This is a genomic window from Mucilaginibacter sp. NFR10, from assembly GCF_900100445.1.
Lineage (GTDB): Bacteria > Bacteroidota > Bacteroidia > Sphingobacteriales > Sphingobacteriaceae > Mucilaginibacter > Mucilaginibacter rubeus.
Genome location: NZ_FMTV01000002.1, coordinates 645,175 through 661,739 on the forward strand (window position 1 = coordinate 645,175; position 16,565 = coordinate 661,739).

Here is a 16,565-nt window from a genome sequence, read left to right on the forward strand (position 1 = left end):
AGAAAATCATTTTTTTCTCACTGTTAACAGAGAATTCATTTTGAATAAATTTCTTAATTTTTAATTTTGTGGCTGTGGAAATAATACATTTGTAACCGTGTCTCCATTTAATTATGACATTGTTATTAGTAAATAATTATAGTAATTTTAGCAGGGTTGCATACTACATAAGCACATATACATGATTCACAGATACGCTACTTTTATTAAAGCAGTGAACCTTACCATTGATTATATTATACTTAATATGAGCATGGTAATTTCTTACTTCATTGAAGACCGGTCATATATTTTTTGGATTAACAACAGGCAGTACCTGCCTATTGTGTTAGTTTTTAATCTAATTTGGCTGCTGTCAGCTAATATTACCGGGCTTTATGAACATGTTCTGAATAAAGATTCAATTAAAACCTATCGCGGCGTAATTAAAACTTACCTGCTGTTTGTAAGCTTTATTTGCTTCACTATCATTATATTAATAGGCACTAAGGCGTATTTTATAACACGCGAGTATCTTTTTTATTCGTTGGCCTTATTCGGCTTCCTGCTTGGTTTATGGAAGTTAATATTCCTGAGCATCCGTAAAAGCGACCGCGCAACGCTTATTGATATACGTACTGTTATCATTATAGGCGGGGGCCGCATCGGGTCAGACCTGCATAGCTTTTTTAAACAAAACCCAGAGCGTGGGTATAAGCTTGTTGGCTTTTTTGATGATGCATCAGACAGCGTACTTGATCAAAGCCTTTATTTGGGCGGTACTAATGATTGTATAAGCTATGTGCTTAACAATAAAGTGGATGAAATATTTTGTACCCTACCAAACTCTGAAGCCGAGAAAATAGAGCAGTTGATGCTTGATGCGGATAAAAATCTGATCAGGTTTAAATTTGTGCCAGAATATTACGACTACGCTAAAAAGCCAACTTTTATACAAAGCTTCGGTCATATCCCGGTTATATCCGTAAGGCCCGAACCTTTGGAGAACATGCTGAACCGCTCCATTAAACGCTTGTTTGATATCTGTTTTTCAATATTTGTGATCCTGTTTATTTTTAGCTGGTTATTCCCCATTTTGGCCATCATTATAAAGCTTGAGTCAAAAGGGCCGATATTCTTTGTGCAGGAGCGTTCAGGCAGGGACAATAAGCCGTTTAAATGCTATAAATTCCGTAGCATGCGGGTAAATCACGATTCGGATAAAAAACAAGCTACACGCGGCGATTCACGTATAACCAAATCCGGGGCATTTATCCGTAAAACAAGTATCGACGAATTGCCACAGTTCTTTAACGTAATATTGGGCAATATGTCTGTAGTAGGCCCGAGGCCGCACATGATAAGCCACACGCAACAATATTCGCAGCTAATTGATACTTTCATGGTAAGGCATTTTCTTAAACCTGGTATTACGGGTTGGGCCCAGGTGTCGGGCCTGAGGGGCGAAACTCAAACCACACAGGCTATGCTTGAGCGTGTGGAGGCCGACGTTTGGTATCTTGAAAACTGGTCGTTCCTGCTGGATATGAAGATTATCTTCCTAACGGTATGGAACGTGTTTAGGGGCGAAAAGAACGCGTTTTAATATGCCGGTATTCCGGGACCAGCTAAGCCGAAGGGTTGAACTTTCCGGAATCCCTAAGCGGATCATATCCATTGTCCCTTCACAAACAGAATTGCTTTTTTACCTTGGCTTAAACGTTGAGGTGATAGGCATTACTAAATTTTGTATCCATCCGGCAGATAGGTTTAATTCAACAACGAAAGTAGGAGGGACTAAACAGCTTGATGTCGAAAAAATCCGATTGCTGAACCCGGATTTGATTATCGCCAATAAAGAGGAGAACGACCGTCTTCAGGTAGAAGAGTTAATGAATATATGCCCGGTTTGGATCAGTGATATTTTTGATCTGGAATCGGCTTTGCAAATGATTGTTTGCATTGGTGATATGATAGGTAAGCCCGGGCAGGCAAACGTGCTTTGCACGGAAATTAATGGTCGTTTTAAGGGTATTAAGCTTCCTGTAACAGGGCTGAGAGTTGCCTATCTCATCTGGCGTAAACCCTATATGCTTGCCGGCAGGGGAACTTTCATTGATAGTATGCTGCAAACATGTGGACTAAACAATGTAACAGAGGGGGAGCGTTACCCGGAGATTGATGCAGATGCTTTAGTCGCGGCTAATCCGGATCTTGTTTTTCTATCATCAGAGCCATATCCATTCGCTAAAAAACATATAGAGGAGTTTAGGTCGCTTTTACCAAATGCAAAGATAGTTTTGGTAGATGGTGAAATGTTTTCATGGTATGGCAGCAGGCTTTTATACGCACCGGCATACTTCAAACGGCTGATAAATGGGCTTGTGAAAAATTAATTCCTACTAAATGAGCATGATAGCAAAAAAATGAAAATTATGTTTTTAAGTATAATTTTAAACGCTATCTTTGCAGCCTGTTAAATCAGAAACGCGGAAGTGGCGTAATTGGTAGCCGCACCAGACTTAGGATCTGGCGCTTCACGGCGTGGGGGTTCGAGTCCCTTCTTCCGCACAAAAAGATAAAAGCCTTCAAAGTCATTGATTTTGAAGGCTTTTTTGGTTCGATAAATAGGCTATTAATCTACTTCCTCTTTTAAGTATTTGTATTTTAGTGATTTAGCAGTTCGAGTCCAGACGTCAATCCAACTGCTGAAAGTTCAAAAAATCTTTGTTATACATGCTAATTCATTGCCTGGCTGACCTAAAAATCGCATTAGATTCTATGGCCTTATAAACAAAGTTTTTCGGCCTTAAAAACAAAACATCTGAATAGGCTACCTTCTAATTTTGCATTCATAAATTTCAATTAAAATGGAACAAAATAATTTTAATGGAGCTTTGCAAAAACCGGTAGGTTCAGGCTTCAACGCAGCATCCACGACATCTGACGTTATAAAGGGAGTGGATATTAATGGAAAAATTGCTATTGTCACAGGCGGCGACGGAGGTCTTGGCCTGGAAATCACCAAAACGTTGTCTAAGGCAGGTGCGACAGTAATTGTACCTGCCAGGGATATTGAAAAAGCAAAATTAAATCTTCAAGGAATTGCCAATGTAGAAGTGGAGCCGATGAACCTAACGGAACCTGCCTCTATTACTTCGTTTGCTGAAAAATTCCTGGCATCAGATAGGCAATTGCATATGTTAATCAATAATGCGGGCATCATGTGGACACCTTTACAACGTGACAGCCGAGGTTATGAGGCACAGTTTTCTACGAACCACTTAGGACATTTTCAACTGACAGCAAAACTTTGGGAAGCCCTTAAGAAGACAGAAGGAGCAAGGGTCGTGACGGTTTCCTCTTCGGCACACCATTATTCTCCTGTACTTTTTGATGATGTTAATTATCATACGAGAGAATACAACAAATTTGAGGCCTACGGCCAGTCTAAAACAGCTAACGTGTTATTTACCGTAGAATTCGATAAAAAGGCACGTCCGTTCGGTGTCCGCGCTTATTCACTGCATCCAGGTCTAATATTGGATACCAATTTGGGCAGGCACCTAACCTTTGAAGATTTTATTACTTTGGGTGCTGTAAATGCTAACGGTACACCCAATGAAGAAGCCCAGGCAGCGATGCAGAAAATGTCTAAGACTAAAGAGCAAGGCGCCGCCACAACAGTATGGGCCGCAACAAGTCCGCAATTGCAAAATATAGGCGGTGTTTATCTGCAAGATGTCGAAGTTGCCAGTTACAATCCCGATGCCTACGATAGTAACGCAGGGAAGCGCAACCCTGGCGGGACATTCGGTGTGGCCCCATTTGCCCTGGAGCCGAATGCGGCACAAAGGCTCTGGGTTTTGAGCGAGGAACTTACTGATACAAAATTTGATGTTCAATAAACAAAACAAATAGGGCCCAAGCTGTTGGGCTTTATTTGCTTATTTTTGTATAATGGCAATACGGCAAATAAATAATTATGCAGAGATTGTATTTACCTGCAGTGAAGCGGTTCACCAAAATAGTGAACTGGTTGCTGAGGAGCATTCTGTAGTCCGGGTATTGTCAGGCAAATTGAAAGTTATTGAATCTAATAAAGCTTATTTTTTTGAGGCTGGGGAAACTTTTTTATTTCCTAAGAACCGGTTAGCCCGGCTCATTAAAACGGGAAAAAACGATTTGCCCTACAGAGCGATTATTGTAAAACTAACCCAAGATGTGCTGAAAGCATTTTACGAGCATAAAAAAAATGAAGTCTTTACGGTATTTAAAACTGATGCCATAATTCCTTTATCTAAAGGGCCGTTACTGGACAGTTTTTTTGCCTCAATGCTTCCTTATTTTGATCTGGAATACAAATTACCGCGCGAACTTTCGGCGTTGAAAATACAGGAAGCGATAGCCATATTGCGATCTATAAATGATAGTATGGACCATATTTTATCCGATTTTTCAGAGCCGCATAAAATTAACCTTGTCGAGTTTATGGAACGTAACTATATGTTTAACATGCCCATAGAAAAATTCGGTTATCTGACAGGACGAAGTTTAACAACCTTTAAGCGTGATTTTAAGAAAGTGTATGGTACAACGCCTCAGAAATGGCTCACGCAAAAAAGGCTTGAACTCGCCCGATACCAATTGGCTGAAAAGAATCGCAAACCTTCTGAAATTTATTTGGAAACGGGTTTTGAAAACCTCTCGCACTTTTCATATGCCTTTAAAAAACAATTTGGTTTTACGCCAAGTGAATTGTCAAAAGCTAAATAAATTGAAACAACTGTTCTTAGGACACTTTGTGTTATTAAAAGTTCTTAAACGGCAGATAACCCGCATAGGATAGCCAAATCCTTTAAAAAATGGTTCGAATTCTGTACCGTTAGGTGCACCATATAGGAACTTTGTCTAAGTTCTGAAAGGGTCACTTTAAAAGAGTGACCCTTTTTAATTCTAAAAAGCCGCTATTTTTCGATTTCCAAACTGCTCTAAAGCTTCAATTGGTATCACGAAAACTCAAAATGTTCGATAACGGGAATATCGTTAATTGAGTTGATGAACAGATCCATTTTAACTGAAGGCCCGTGAAGCTGCCATGTTAAAAGCATATAGTCGCCATCTCTGACTCTCCTAATCATCCTGAATTTCAGTTTGTGAGCTGTCATCATATCTTCGCACAACATGATACCATTTGCCGAGACCGGGCATTTAATATAAAATGTTTTGGATTGGTTATAATAATCTATTTTCTTTTGAAAGAAAGGAAGTACGGAAAGTATAAACAGGATCATTATACTGGCGAACCCGGCAGCTAAGTAGTAACCGGCCCCAATACCCATGCCTACTGCCGCAACGGCCCAGATGGTAGCTGCGGTAGTGATGCCATTAACCCGGTTTTCGCCTCTGAAAATAACGCCGGCACCAAGGAACCCAATCCCCGTAACCACATTTGAAGCGATCCTGTCTGCATTATCGGGTGCTCCAATAGCTGTTGACATAAGCGTGAAAAAACAGGCGCCAAAAGATATCATGATGGTAGTACGGAAGCCGGCCGCTTTACCATGGTATTCTCTTTCGGCGCCTACAAGTCCGCCCCACAACAGGGCCAGTAAAAACCTGACCAGGATTTCTATATCGAAAGCCATAAATTCAATTTTATTTGATTATAACCGAATATATGATTTTTATAGATACTTGAACCTGCCGGGTTTCATCATTTATGTAGCGGGAGTGCCCGGTTTTCAGAGATAGATTGCTGTCATCTGCTGTAATGATAATTGCCGGGGCCCACAGTGAATTTTTTGTAATTATTTCCTGAAAAATCGGGAACAAAAATATCAGCTGTTGTATTTTGCGGAACAGTTACCATCATATCTAATTTCTTATCTGTGATTTGCCATTTACTATAGATGGTTCCGTACGGGCAGTCGTATTTTCCTTCGGCCCATGATAGCCCACCGCCAATTACCGGTTTGATTGTTATTTTTTTATAGGCTGGTGCGGCAGGCGTAATACCTGTAATATAGCGATACATCCAATCGCCGATAGCCCCGTAAGCGTAATGATTATAAGAATTCATAGATGACTCTTCAAAACTGCCGTCGGTCCTGATACCATCCCATCTTTCCCAAATAGTAGTAGCCCCCTGTTTAATTGGGTATAGCCAGGAAGGATAAGTATCCTGCAATAATAACTTGTACGCCACGTCGGCGTAACCGAACCTGGTCAGGGCATCACAAAGATAAGGAGTGCCTAAAAAACCCGTTGTCAGGTGATCCCGGTATAGCCCGATGTTTTTAACAAGGCGCGCTGCAGCCTGCTGCCTCAAGTTTACCGGCAGCATATCAAATTCCAAAGCTAATATGTATGCTGTTTGGGTATCTGATGAGATCAGGCCATTAGCGGTAACATATTCGTTTACAAAGGCCCGTTTTATTTTGAGCAATAACTTTGAATAATATTGCTCGTCGGTTGTTTTGTTTAAAACTTTGGCGCTGTTGATCAGTATTTGGGTTGAATATGCATAGAAGCATTGTGCGATAAGATATTTATTGGTTATCGCAGATGTACCATCCCTGTCGTTATTCACACTATAAAACAACCAGTCGCCAAAATGATTACCCGTTACCCATAAATTGTTCCTGGTTTGCTTTTGGATATAATTAACCCAGGCTTTCATGCTTTGAAACTGGTTTTCTAAAATCTTTTTGTCTCCATATGCAAAATACATATTCCATGGGATGATGGTTGCCACGTCTCCCCATCCTGAACTGCCGCCCACCTCATTTGTGCCATTTGTAAACACATCCGGAACCACAAAAGGGATACTACCGCCTGGATACTGATCGGCAGCTACATCCCTGAGCCATTTGGTAAAGAAATTGTGAACATCCATATTAAATGCTGCAGTACGTGAAAATACCTGCGCGTCTCCTGTCCAGCCCAAGCGCTCGTCGCGTTGCGGGCAATCTGTTGGTACATCAAGAAAGTTACCTTTCTGCCCCCATTGGATATTGTGTTGCAATTGATTAAGTAAGGGGTTGGAGCATAAAAAGCTTCCGGTAGCTTTCATATCCGAATAAACAGCTACAGCGGTAAAGTCATCTGGATTTAATGTACCTTTTATACCGCTAACCTTAATGTACCTGAAACCCTGCCAGCTAAATTGCGGCTCAAAGGTACGTTTTACGGTATCTTTTAGTATATAAGTGTTTTCGGCCTTTGCCGCCCGTAAATTCTCTGTATAAAATTCGCCTGCTTTATCCAGTACTTCTGCGTGAGTAATTTTAATTGAGTCTCCCGGACGGCCTTTCAGTGTAACTTTTACCCAGCCCACCAGATTTTGACCAAAATCAATCACCTTTTCACCGCGTGGCGTAGTTATGACCTTTATTGGCTTAAATGTTTCATGTTGCTTAACGGGTTCGTTATAAGTAGCAATAAGGGTGTTTTTAGTGTATGGCATTATGCGCACAGGATGCCAGTCATGGTCATCAAAAGCGGGTCCTGCCCATCCTGGTTTTTCTAACCTCGTATCAATAATACAACCGTTGTAGATCTCGGCAAATTGTAAAACTCCTGTAGATGATCTCCAGCTTTGATCTGACGATATGATTTTCTCTGAGCCATCGGTAAAGATGATCCTCATCTCCATTAAAACCGCTGTTTTATCGCCATAAGAATTAGCTCTGGGTGTATATGGGCCCAGCGGACTACGATACCAACCGCTGCCAAGTGTAATTCCCATGGCATTTTCTCCCTGGGCTAACAGAGCTGTAACATCATAGGCCTGATATTGTAACCTTTTATTATAACTTGTCCATCCTGGTGTAAGGAAGCTATCGCCTACTTTATGCCCGTTTAGTTGTGCTTCATAGAAGCCATGCGAAGTTATATAAGCTGTGGCCTCCCGTATTTTTTTGTTTAATGAAAAATTAGTCCTCAACAAAGGAGCGGGAGCGTTAACTGTATCAATTAAGGCAGGCCTAATCCATTGGGCATGCCAGTCAGAAGCAGATAGCAGGCCCATTTTCCAAAATGCCTGATCACTCCAAGCTGAACGTAATCCGTTGGTATCCCAGATTCTTACCCGCCAAAAATATTTATGGCATGATAGCAGCGTTTTGCCGCGGTAAGGTATGTACACTGATTGATTTGATATTATTTTTCCGCTCGACCATAGCGGGGTTGTATTATTTTCGCTGAACGAGGCTGAGTCTACTTGTATTTCATAAGCTTGTTGGCCGACGGCTCTATTATTTTTTTCTGCAAGTTGCCAGCTAAAACGCGGATTGTGTGCATCAATACAAATTGGGTTTTTCAGGTTTTCGGTTAAAAGATTTTTTAAAACCACTTGTGCCGAGGTAGTGAGCCATGAAAATAAAAAACATCCAATAAGAAATGGTGTTCTCATAATTTAATGTGTAGGGTAACCGGTAAATTGATTTATAAAAATAAAGCAGGATGGTTTCATTACCATCCTGCTCTGTCTTTTGAATACTTATTATATCTTCGAGAAGATCGTTGTGCCGGGTTTTAGAATAATGTTTACTTTCCCTTAAGTTGCACCATCACTTTTATAGTTTGGAAAATTATACTTAAGTCGTTATTAAAGTTGACGTTTTTTAAATATATAAGATCATAACGAACCCGGTGACGCATCTCCTGAACATTTTCGGCATATCCATAATTTACCTGCCCTATAGAAGTGAGGCCGGGTTTAAGTTTTAATAATTTTTTGTAATTGGGCGATTCTTCTATGAGTTGTTCAATAAAATACTGCCGCTCCGGTCTGGGGCCAACGATAGACATATCGCCCTTTAAAACATTCCAAAACTGGGGTAATTCATCCAGCCTGGATTTGCGTAAAAATACACCCCATTTCGTAATCCGCGGATCTTTATCTTTTGATAGCATCGGCACGGATTGCTCTGAGTTTACGTACATGCTCCTGAACTTGTACATTCTGAAAGGTTTATGATTTCTGCCAATTCTTTCCTGGCGATAAAAAACCGGGCCTTTTGAAGTTAATTTAGTTACTATAGCTAACGCAATAAACACAGGAAGCCCTGGGATCATTACCAAAAGGGAAAACATAATGTCGAAACAACGCTTGAAGAAAATAATCTTCAGGCTGAGCTCAATAGAAGAGGAGAGCTGTATTACAGGAAGATTTTCATAATTAACGATGCTGGCATAGCTGTTGTCAAGTACAAGGTCCGAAACCAGTTTAATTTTAATGGAATGCTGATCGCCCAGGTCAACCAGTTTATTTAATAAAAGCTGATCCATAAATTTGTAGCATATAAATGCTTCATCCGGCCTGGCTTCAAGGATTTTCTCAAATAATATTTCATGGGGCAGGCTTTCAATCATTTCTTCGGGTATGGTGGTAATAAAATTATACCCGTACTCCGGATGCCTTGAAAATGATTTTTTTACCCGGTTAACGATATCCACATTGCCAATTATGATGACATGTTTAATATTATAGCCTTTTTTACGAATATAATCGAGTGTGAAAAAGATTAGAGAGCGCTGAACAACTATGAAGATAAAAAACAAAAGATATGTGCAAAACATCACCATTCTGCTTATCTCATACAGCTTAAAGAAATAAACAATCCCCAGAACCATTACCAGGTGGTACACCATAGAGGACATGAATTTGCTTAAATTGTCACTTAATATCAGGGGCCTCTTTATGATATAGTTTTTAGTTACCGAAGCAATGGTAATCCAGGTTAAGTTAACTAATAGTAAAAAATCAGTCGACTGTATTTCTGACGAATAGAATGCAAATATAAATAGGTGAGCACATTGCAGCGCAATATTTAATAAGATTAAATCACAAAAAAACGTGAATGGCTGAAGTAGTTTAGAGTAGCGCATTTGCGATCAGGGTTAAGTTGTGCAAATATAACAATTTTACTAAAACGAATCGTTTTTAAATAAAACCAATGTTTGTTAAACTTAATTACGGGGTATTCATCAAGAACGCTACAGTGAGAAATTAATTATTTAAAATAAAATTCACCAGGTATAATTTTATAAAACTAATATAAAATTAACCTGATGATTATATTAAGATAATGAAATATTTAAATGAAAGAGTTTCTTGTAGCGAAAATCAGGTTGTGATTAAAAAAAGGGACGCACATGAGTTAAGTAAAAAACTCCTTCACCCAATTATTTATATAGTACTCATCCAATTCATTGAAAAGGGGAGTATTAGGCGGAGGTAATTTCTGAAGTTCTGTTTTAAAAGAGCGTTTTTCATCCTGGTTTAAATCGTCGCAAACAATTATGTATGATGGATTATAAAACACGGCTTGTTTTATGTAAGGATTGGTAGTTATCAAAATAGCCCCGGATGCCAGTACTTCAAAGGTACGCATGGTTAAACCTGTTTGGCCGGTACGTTGTATGTCTAAAACGCTTTTTGACGATTTGAAGATGTCGGCTACAGTTTCCCTTGAAATCTTTTTAAAACTAACCTCGGATGTGCTTATATTTTTATGGTCTTTCTTCAATATTTTTTCCAGGAAAAAGAACCATTTAGCCGGCGAATAAAAAAACACAAAGGTGTTATCAATTTTGCTAAAAAAACTTTTTACTATTTTATACCGGGCCGAATGCAACGTCCCTATAAAGGATATGGTATATTTTTTATAGGGATTAGTTGAGCGATTTAAAAACTCGTCGGTAAAAAAAAGATGCTTTAATTTGAATATCGGGTTTAATTTCACATCCTCAAAATCAAAGCTGTAGCACCGGTCAAAATGTTCAAGTATAAAAAGCGAATTTTGGTTGTTGTTGTTAAATGAATCGTACGTATAGTAAATAAGTTTTGCCCCGGGGTTTAGTTGTTTAAATGCTTTAATAAACCAAATTGGTACTACCTCACCCTTTATCAGTAGAAAATGGGTGTATTGCTTTTGCCTTATATTGTTTAAAATTTTATTGTAATATTTATTAATTGCAGAGCTAAGCAAACTTTTCTTAACCCTGAAAATTGCTTTTAGGAATGAATTATTTGAGGTTCGTTCATCAAAAAAATCAACATTATAGCCATTTTTTTCTATAGCGTTACAAATAGAAACTTCGTAGCCAAAAAAAGCTGGGGAGATAAATAAAACGGACTTTTCTTTCATTACTGTTACTTAAATAATCCCTTCTCTTTCATTTCGGTTATTGATTCGGCATATTTATCTTCTTTTATACTTTGTAAATTGACCCATTGAGCAAATTTTGCGATTCCGGCCGTAAAACTAACTTTAGGTTTAAAACCAAGTTTTGACGATATTTTACTGATATCGGCAAAGTTGTGCCTGATATCCCCGAGGCGATAATTTCCTGAAATTTTGAATGGGACTTCTTTTTGGTAATTAGTAAATAGCTCGTTCACAACGGTAAGCACATCTGTTGCAACCCCTGTGCCCACGTTAAATACGTTATTATCTGCAGCCTCCTGTTCAATTCCTAATATAGTTGCATCAACAACATCGTCAATGAACACAAAATCACGTGACTCTTTACCGTCTTCAAAAATATTGATCTCTTTTTCGTTTTTTATCAGTGTAGAAAAAATTGACAGGATACCTGTGTACGGATTGGAAAGTGATTGCCCCGGGCCATATACATTTTGATACCGGAGCGCTACTGGTGCTATTCCGATGGTTGGGCATACTGTCATCACCATTTGCTCCTGATTTTGCTTGGTTATGCCGTAAACCGACGAGGGATGGATTTTTGAGTCTTCGTCGGTTGCAACTAATTTTAATGGGGATGTGGCTCCAGGGAATTTGACCTCAAAATCGCCGGCGGTCATATCCGCTTCACTACGATGGGATGGGTAAACATCTCCCAATTCGTCACTTTTATATTTGCCTTCGCCATAAATTGATCTTGACGATGCTATTACAACTTTACGCACATTATGTGTACTGTTGGTCAATATGTCAAGTAATATTGCGGTACCACCAATGTTAACATTTACATATTGCTCTATCTGGTACATTGATTGCCCTGTGCCTGTTTCGGCTGCAAGATGTACTATTACTTCCTGCCCTTCAATTGCCCGTAAAAGGTCTGCCCGCGAGGTTACGCTACCTTGTATGAAATTTACCTTGTTTTGTATTGATTGAAACAATGGAGAAGTAACATGTGGGTTGTCTCCGTGTATCTGTTTTGATAAGTTATCGAGGATAGTGACGCTATGCCCCTTTTCAATTAATCTTAATGCTAAATTTGAACCGATAAACCCGGCACCTCCCGTTATTAATATTTGTTTTTTCATTTCTTGTGTAGTACTTATATAAAATCGCCGTTTGAATTTGTTTTTTGCCATTGACGGCTTATTTCGTTATATCTTTTAACAATACGTGCAGGAGCACCAATAATTACACAGTACGCCGGAAAAACCCCTCTTACCACAGAATTGGAACCTACAATACATTGTTTGCCTAATACAGTGCCCGCCTGAATCACCGCCCCATAGCCAATAAAACAGTTTTCTCCAATGCTTGTAGTTTTAACCTTGTATTCCTGGTTTAAAATATGAGCGCCAATTTCCTGGTAATTATGATCCATGTTGGTAATGAATACGTTGCCCGATATGGTTGTATGTGTTCCAATTTCTAATTGTTCATTTGAACTTATCAAATGGAAATTCTGTCCTACGGAAACATCGTCTTTAATGAGGATGCTGCCGCCATTGTGCGTTTCAAACCGGCCACCTGGAAATATCCTTACTTTATTACCAATAATTATTCTTTTTCCCCCAAATATGAATAGCGGGTTACCCACATATGATAACAATCCAACTTTCTTTACTTGCAGCCTAACTAAAAGTGTTGTTAAAAGCCATTTAATTTTATAGATCATTGCGCCTTTGAAATTTCTGATTATAGATATCAATGTAAAACTGATGCGTTTCGTTGAAACATTTTTCCCAGCTAAAGTTTTTGCTTTGAATAAAGCCTTTGCTGATCATGGCTTCGCGGACTTCACTTTGGTTTAGCAAACAGATCTTTTCAATAATTGCGGAAGAAGAAATTTCTGAAATCATCATAACAGCATCTCCCCCAACTTCAGGAATAGATGAAAGGTTATTTGAAATTACCGGGCATCCAGCGCGCATGGCCTCAACTACGGGAAATCCAAATCCTTCATATATGGATGGGTATATTAATGCAAAAGCGTGGTTATATAAAATATTTAATTCGTTGTTGTTTAACCCATCTAATTTTATGAACCGGCCGCTAACATTTGTGTTTAAATACTCACGTTCCTGTTCAGTTAGCTTTCCCCCGCCCACAATTACAAGTTTAAGATCATCCTGCAGCTTAAGGGTTTCGGCAACTATATCAAATTTTTTATACCCATCCCTTTTACCTACAAAAAGTATAAACCTGTCATCAAGGTTAACGCTATCCTTAAATACCTCACCAGTTAACTTAGGGATGGGAGAAAAATCTTCATTAACGCCATGATATATAACTTTTATTTTATGCTGAGGAATTTGAGGGAAATACAACATCAAATCCCTCTTTGTATTTTCTGATATACAGATAATTCCGTCGGCATTCTTTATCCCAAGGGCAGTTAACCAAATATGGACCAGCTTTCTGGGAAACCTGGATGCTAATCCCTTTTTATGAGTAAAATCATGAATAGTAAAGATATTTACCACATTTTTTTGCAAACAAGTGCGATAATAGCTTCCATGATAAAGGGATTTAGCAGGTAATCGCTTTGTTAAAGGTAAATATCGGCTGATTGATGGTGGCAATAAATCTTCTATAATAAATTTAACATCCGTTCCCGTTGTTTGGACTTGCTGATGCAATTTCTGCTGTTCACTTTGAACAATGATATTAATACCCTGCAGTTTAACAAACCGTTTTTGAAGTTCATTCCAATAGGTTGAAGCCCCCCCGAACTTTTGGATATTGAAAACTATGTTATCTAAAAAAATCTGAAAACCCATTATGCAGTTTAATAAAATCCGGTGCGTTTGTTTGATTATTGGGTAATATGATTGTACTATTGAGTGATTTTAATTGAAAAACCGTCTTTAATCGCCTTTAGCAATGTTTTTTTCTCATCCTTTTTGTAAATTAAATACTTGATGAGCCTGGTGAAAATAGTATGGCTAAGTGCAATTTGCCGTACTAAAAAAGGATAGTTCTTCCTTACAAAGTAAACTCTGTTTCTGTTTAGGTAGTAAATAGAAAATAATGATTCGCCCCCACCAGTGCTGAAGGAAACTTTATGAAAAACCTCAAGCTTTGGCAAATAACATACTTTGAAACCTTTTTCAACTGCTCTCGCAAGGTAATCGGTATCATCATAATAAACAAAATAGTTCTCGTCCATAAGGCCAACTGCCTCAAAAACTTTTCTGCTGATTAACATAAAACAAGTAGGGGCATAATCAAAATATTTAATTGAATTATACACTTCGCTGTCGTCTTTATTATAACCTACATGGCTTGCGTAACCTTTGTATTTATGAATTTCGCCACCGGCAAGCCATATTTTTCTTGTACCATGGTAATATATTTTAGGAATCAAAAGGTTCTCGTTATTACTGATAGCGTAGTTTATCATTTCATCTAACAAAAATGTCTGATTAAAATCGATATCGTTATTTAGCAAAAGCACAAAATCAGAATTATCATTAAGAGCAAGCTTTATTCCCTGGTTATTACCTTTTGCTACACCGTCATTTGAAGTGTTTTTAACATGAGTATAACTCGTTAATGGATATTTAGTTGATAAAATTTCAATTAAATTATCTGTTTCGGCCGAAGGCGAGTTATCGATAAGGTATAAGTGGTAGTTTTTAAATGACTGTAAGGATAAGCTCTTGAAAAAGTCTTCAAGCACATCATCACTTTTATATAAAACAGTAACTAAACCTATTTTTATCATATCTAAATTCTATAAATTTTAATTGTGTTTAATTAATGAAGACTTACAATCCTTTCGGGTTTATTGTAATAACTGAGGCCCATATAAAATGCGTATAAAAGAATAATATATAGCTCAATGCCGCTAAAGAATAAAAACACGATCAAAAATGCGTAATACTTGTTTTCAAAAGGGGTGATTATGGCTGGGTCAAACTTTTTTGTGAAATAGTGTAACCATATTAAAAAAATAATCAAACCAAATTCACATGTAAAATAAAACCAGCGTATATCCAAATTATACGTTAGTGAGCCATCCTTCACTCTCTCCTCATCGAATATATAATACTTGGCTGGCACAAAGCCCCCATTTTTCAATCCATATCCAGATAAATAGAGTAATGGTTTAGTAGCGAAAAAAAGCGCTATTGGCAAATCAGAATCTTTTTGCAGGGGTATTCCTAAAAAGTTCATGTTGGCTTCGCCATCTTCGGCATCCGCGTTGTACCTGTCAACAGCTCTTGATAGTACCAGGTTAACCACATAATTGCCACTATGTGCGTTATAAAAATCCAAAATCGCTACTTTAAGTAACGAAATAGAATAAAACACGATAACGATCATTATTAATCCCAACGCGACGTTAGCCCTGATATTTTTGATTTTTTTGATGATGAAAAATATAATACCAGTAAGCAATACACCAACCATAAAGGTTTGAGACGCGGTTAATAAACCAACTATTAAAACGAGGATTAAGGATGCGATTTTTTTTTCTTTTAAAAATAACGGTATAGATACCACCAGGAAGGCAGCTAAAAACTTTGGCTCAATAAAAAAAGCCGAAACGCGCGCATTTGCTGCATCTTGCCCGCCAGCTACATAAGCCAGGTAATTAGATCGCATTCCAATTACTCTCAATATAGTTTCGTCCTTAATTATAGATGATAATACGAGTTGAAACAAGCCAATGTAACAAGAGTAAATAGCTACTTTTCTAATAATTGAAAAAAAATAATTGATGTCATGTGTTCTGCTTTCGCGGTAAATTTTCGTTCCTAAAAAAATTATTGGTAAAAAATATTTAACATAAAAAAAGACACCATCGTATAAAACACGACCTATTGAAGGGTTGTTTCCATCAAAAACATCATAACCTAATGATAAAAGAACAGATATTGTTATAGAAGATAATACGGGCAAAAACAGAATTATCAATAGTGAAAGTTTCAATCTTAAATTATTTCTGAAAATGGCTACTCCTTCAGAGATAAAAAAATAGGTGGAAATAAAAAACAATGGCGTAGCTGTAATGCTTATAAAAGGTATATAAAACGTAGAGCATGCAGCACCAAATAATATAAATTCAATTGCATTTATTTTTGCAGAATTGTACAGCCAAAACAATAAAATTGTTAAAGCAATACATTCAATAGATATCAATATATCTGCTATTATGGAAGTAGAATCCATACTTAAATTATCAATTCTTATTTATAATTATAAACCTTATTTGTTTCTGTTTTTCTCCACTTACCCGTTCTTACATTATACAGTTTTATAATTCTTGCCGGCCTCCTGCTATAACACAATAATCAGGGAATACCCTACTAACCACAAGATTAGCCCACTATGGTATACTTGCCCAAAACGGTACCTGGCAGTATA

The 16,565-nt window shown here is 37.9% G+C and carries 13 protein-coding genes and 1 tRNA gene; 5 read left to right on the forward strand and 9 right to left on the reverse strand.

The features are described 5' to 3' along the window. The first annotated feature begins 181 nt into the window (after positions 1-181). The 5 genes from BLP33_RS10555 to BLP33_RS10575 all read left to right on the forward strand — a co-directional run bounded on the left by BLP33_RS10555 (position 182) and on the right by BLP33_RS10575 (position 4,755). Positions 182-1,585, forward strand: coding sequence for an undecaprenyl-phosphate glucose phosphotransferase (locus BLP33_RS10555; RefSeq protein WP_090527329.1), 1,404 nt, complete (start codon positions 182-184; stop codon positions 1,583-1,585). A 1-nt stretch (position 1,586) separates the two neighbouring features. Continuing rightward, positions 1,587-2,375: an ABC transporter substrate-binding protein gene (locus BLP33_RS10560; RefSeq protein WP_090527332.1), complete on the forward strand. Its 789-nt coding sequence runs from the start codon at positions 1,587-1,589 to the stop codon at positions 2,373-2,375. Between the two features lie 93 nt (positions 2,376-2,468). Beyond that, a tRNA-Leu gene (locus BLP33_RS10565) sits at positions 2,469-2,550 on the forward strand. A 299-nt stretch (positions 2,551-2,849) separates the two neighbouring features. Beyond that, positions 2,850-3,887: an SDR family NAD(P)-dependent oxidoreductase gene (locus BLP33_RS10570; RefSeq protein ID WP_090527336.1), complete on the forward strand. Its 1,038-nt coding sequence runs from the start codon at positions 2,850-2,852 to the stop codon at positions 3,885-3,887. A gap of 52 nt (positions 3,888-3,939) precedes the next feature. Beyond that, on the forward strand, positions 3,940-4,755 hold the full coding sequence (locus tag BLP33_RS10575; RefSeq protein ID WP_090527340.1) for a helix-turn-helix domain-containing protein: 816 nt from the start codon (positions 3,940-3,942) through the stop codon (positions 4,753-4,755). A 233-nt stretch (positions 4,756-4,988) separates the two neighbouring features. Here the strand turns inward: BLP33_RS10575 and BLP33_RS10580 are convergent, their stop codons facing one another. The 9 genes from BLP33_RS10580 to BLP33_RS10620 form a co-directional block, all read right to left on the reverse strand. After that, the gene (locus tag BLP33_RS10580) at positions 4,989-5,627 is read right to left on the reverse strand and encodes an MgtC/SapB family protein (protein ID WP_090527343.1); all 639 of its coding nucleotides are present in this window, start codon (positions 5,625-5,627) and stop codon (positions 4,989-4,991) included. Positions 5,628-5,740: 113 nt separating this feature from the next. After that, positions 5,741-8,395, reverse strand: coding sequence for a glycoside hydrolase family 78 protein (locus tag BLP33_RS10585; protein ID WP_090527347.1), 2,655 nt, complete (start codon positions 8,393-8,395; stop codon positions 5,741-5,743). 134 nt (positions 8,396-8,529) lie between these two features. Then, on the reverse strand, positions 8,530-9,873 hold the full coding sequence (locus BLP33_RS10590) for a sugar transferase (protein ID WP_090527350.1): 1,344 nt from the start codon (positions 9,871-9,873) through the stop codon (positions 8,530-8,532). Positions 9,874-10,145: 272 nt separating this feature from the next. Beyond that, on the reverse strand, positions 10,146-11,135 hold the full coding sequence (locus tag BLP33_RS10595; RefSeq protein ID WP_090527353.1) for a WaaS/CpsH family glycosyltransferase: 990 nt from the start codon (positions 11,133-11,135) through the stop codon (positions 10,146-10,148). Between the two features lie 5 nt (positions 11,136-11,140). Next, positions 11,141-12,280 (reverse strand): NAD-dependent epimerase/dehydratase family protein, encoded by a 1,140-nt coding sequence (locus BLP33_RS10600; RefSeq protein WP_090527356.1) that lies wholly within the window; start codon positions 12,278-12,280, stop codon positions 11,141-11,143. A gap of 14 nt (positions 12,281-12,294) precedes the next feature. Continuing rightward, positions 12,295-12,867, reverse strand: a complete 573-nt coding sequence (locus BLP33_RS10605) for an acyltransferase (RefSeq protein ID WP_090527359.1) — start codon at positions 12,865-12,867, stop codon at positions 12,295-12,297. Further along, entirely contained in the window at positions 12,857-13,972 is a 1,116-nt protein-coding gene (locus BLP33_RS10610) for a glycosyltransferase family 4 protein (protein WP_090527362.1), read from the reverse strand. The genes BLP33_RS10605 and BLP33_RS10610 overlap by 11 nt, the downstream gene beginning before the upstream one ends. Positions 13,973-14,028: 56 nt before the next feature. Continuing rightward, complete coding sequence (locus BLP33_RS10615; RefSeq protein ID WP_090527365.1) at positions 14,029-14,919, reverse strand: glycosyltransferase family 2 protein; 891 nt, start codon at positions 14,917-14,919, stop codon at positions 14,029-14,031. A 32-nt stretch (positions 14,920-14,951) separates the two neighbouring features. Then, entirely contained in the window at positions 14,952-16,370 is a 1,419-nt protein-coding gene (locus tag BLP33_RS10620; protein ID WP_090527368.1) for a hypothetical protein, read from the reverse strand. Positions 16,371-16,565: the final 195 nt, after the last annotated feature.

What these genes read in the sequence shown, in the direction of transcription:
- BLP33_RS10575 (WP_090527340.1), top strand. Translation starts at nt 3,940, where the DNA reads ATGGCAATACGGCAAATAAATAATTATGCAGAGATTGTATTTACCTGC.
- BLP33_RS10585 (WP_090527347.1), bottom strand. Translation starts at nt 8,395, where the DNA reads ATGAGAACACCATTTCTTATTGGATGTTTTTTATTTTCATGGCTCACT.
- BLP33_RS10590 (WP_090527350.1), bottom strand. Translation starts at nt 9,873, where the DNA reads ATGCGCTACTCTAAACTACTTCAGCCATTCACGTTTTTTTGTGATTTA.
- BLP33_RS10570 (WP_090527336.1), top strand. Translation starts at nt 2,850, where the DNA reads ATGGAACAAAATAATTTTAATGGAGCTTTGCAAAAACCGGTAGGTTCA.
- BLP33_RS10580 (WP_090527343.1), bottom strand. Translation starts at nt 5,627, where the DNA reads ATGGCTTTCGATATAGAAATCCTGGTCAGGTTTTTACTGGCCCTGTTG.
- BLP33_RS10600 (WP_090527356.1), bottom strand. Translation starts at nt 12,280, where the DNA reads ATGAAAAAACAAATATTAATAACGGGAGGTGCCGGGTTTATCGGTTCA.
- BLP33_RS10560 (WP_090527332.1), top strand. Translation starts at nt 1,587, where the DNA reads ATGCCGGTATTCCGGGACCAGCTAAGCCGAAGGGTTGAACTTTCCGGA.
- BLP33_RS10620 (WP_090527368.1), bottom strand. Translation starts at nt 16,370, where the DNA reads ATGGATTCTACTTCCATAATAGCAGATATATTGATATCTATTGAATGT.
- BLP33_RS10610 (WP_090527362.1), bottom strand. Translation starts at nt 13,972, where the DNA reads ATGGGTTTTCAGATTTTTTTAGATAACATAGTTTTCAATATCCAAAAG.
- BLP33_RS10555 (WP_090527329.1), top strand. Translation starts at nt 182, where the DNA reads ATGATTCACAGATACGCTACTTTTATTAAAGCAGTGAACCTTACCATT.
- BLP33_RS10615 (WP_090527365.1), bottom strand. Translation starts at nt 14,919, where the DNA reads ATGATAAAAATAGGTTTAGTTACTGTTTTATATAAAAGTGATGATGTG.
- BLP33_RS10595 (WP_090527353.1), bottom strand. Translation starts at nt 11,135, where the DNA reads ATGAAAGAAAAGTCCGTTTTATTTATCTCCCCAGCTTTTTTTGGCTAC.
- BLP33_RS10605 (WP_090527359.1), bottom strand. Translation starts at nt 12,867, where the DNA reads ATGATCTATAAAATTAAATGGCTTTTAACAACACTTTTAGTTAGGCTG.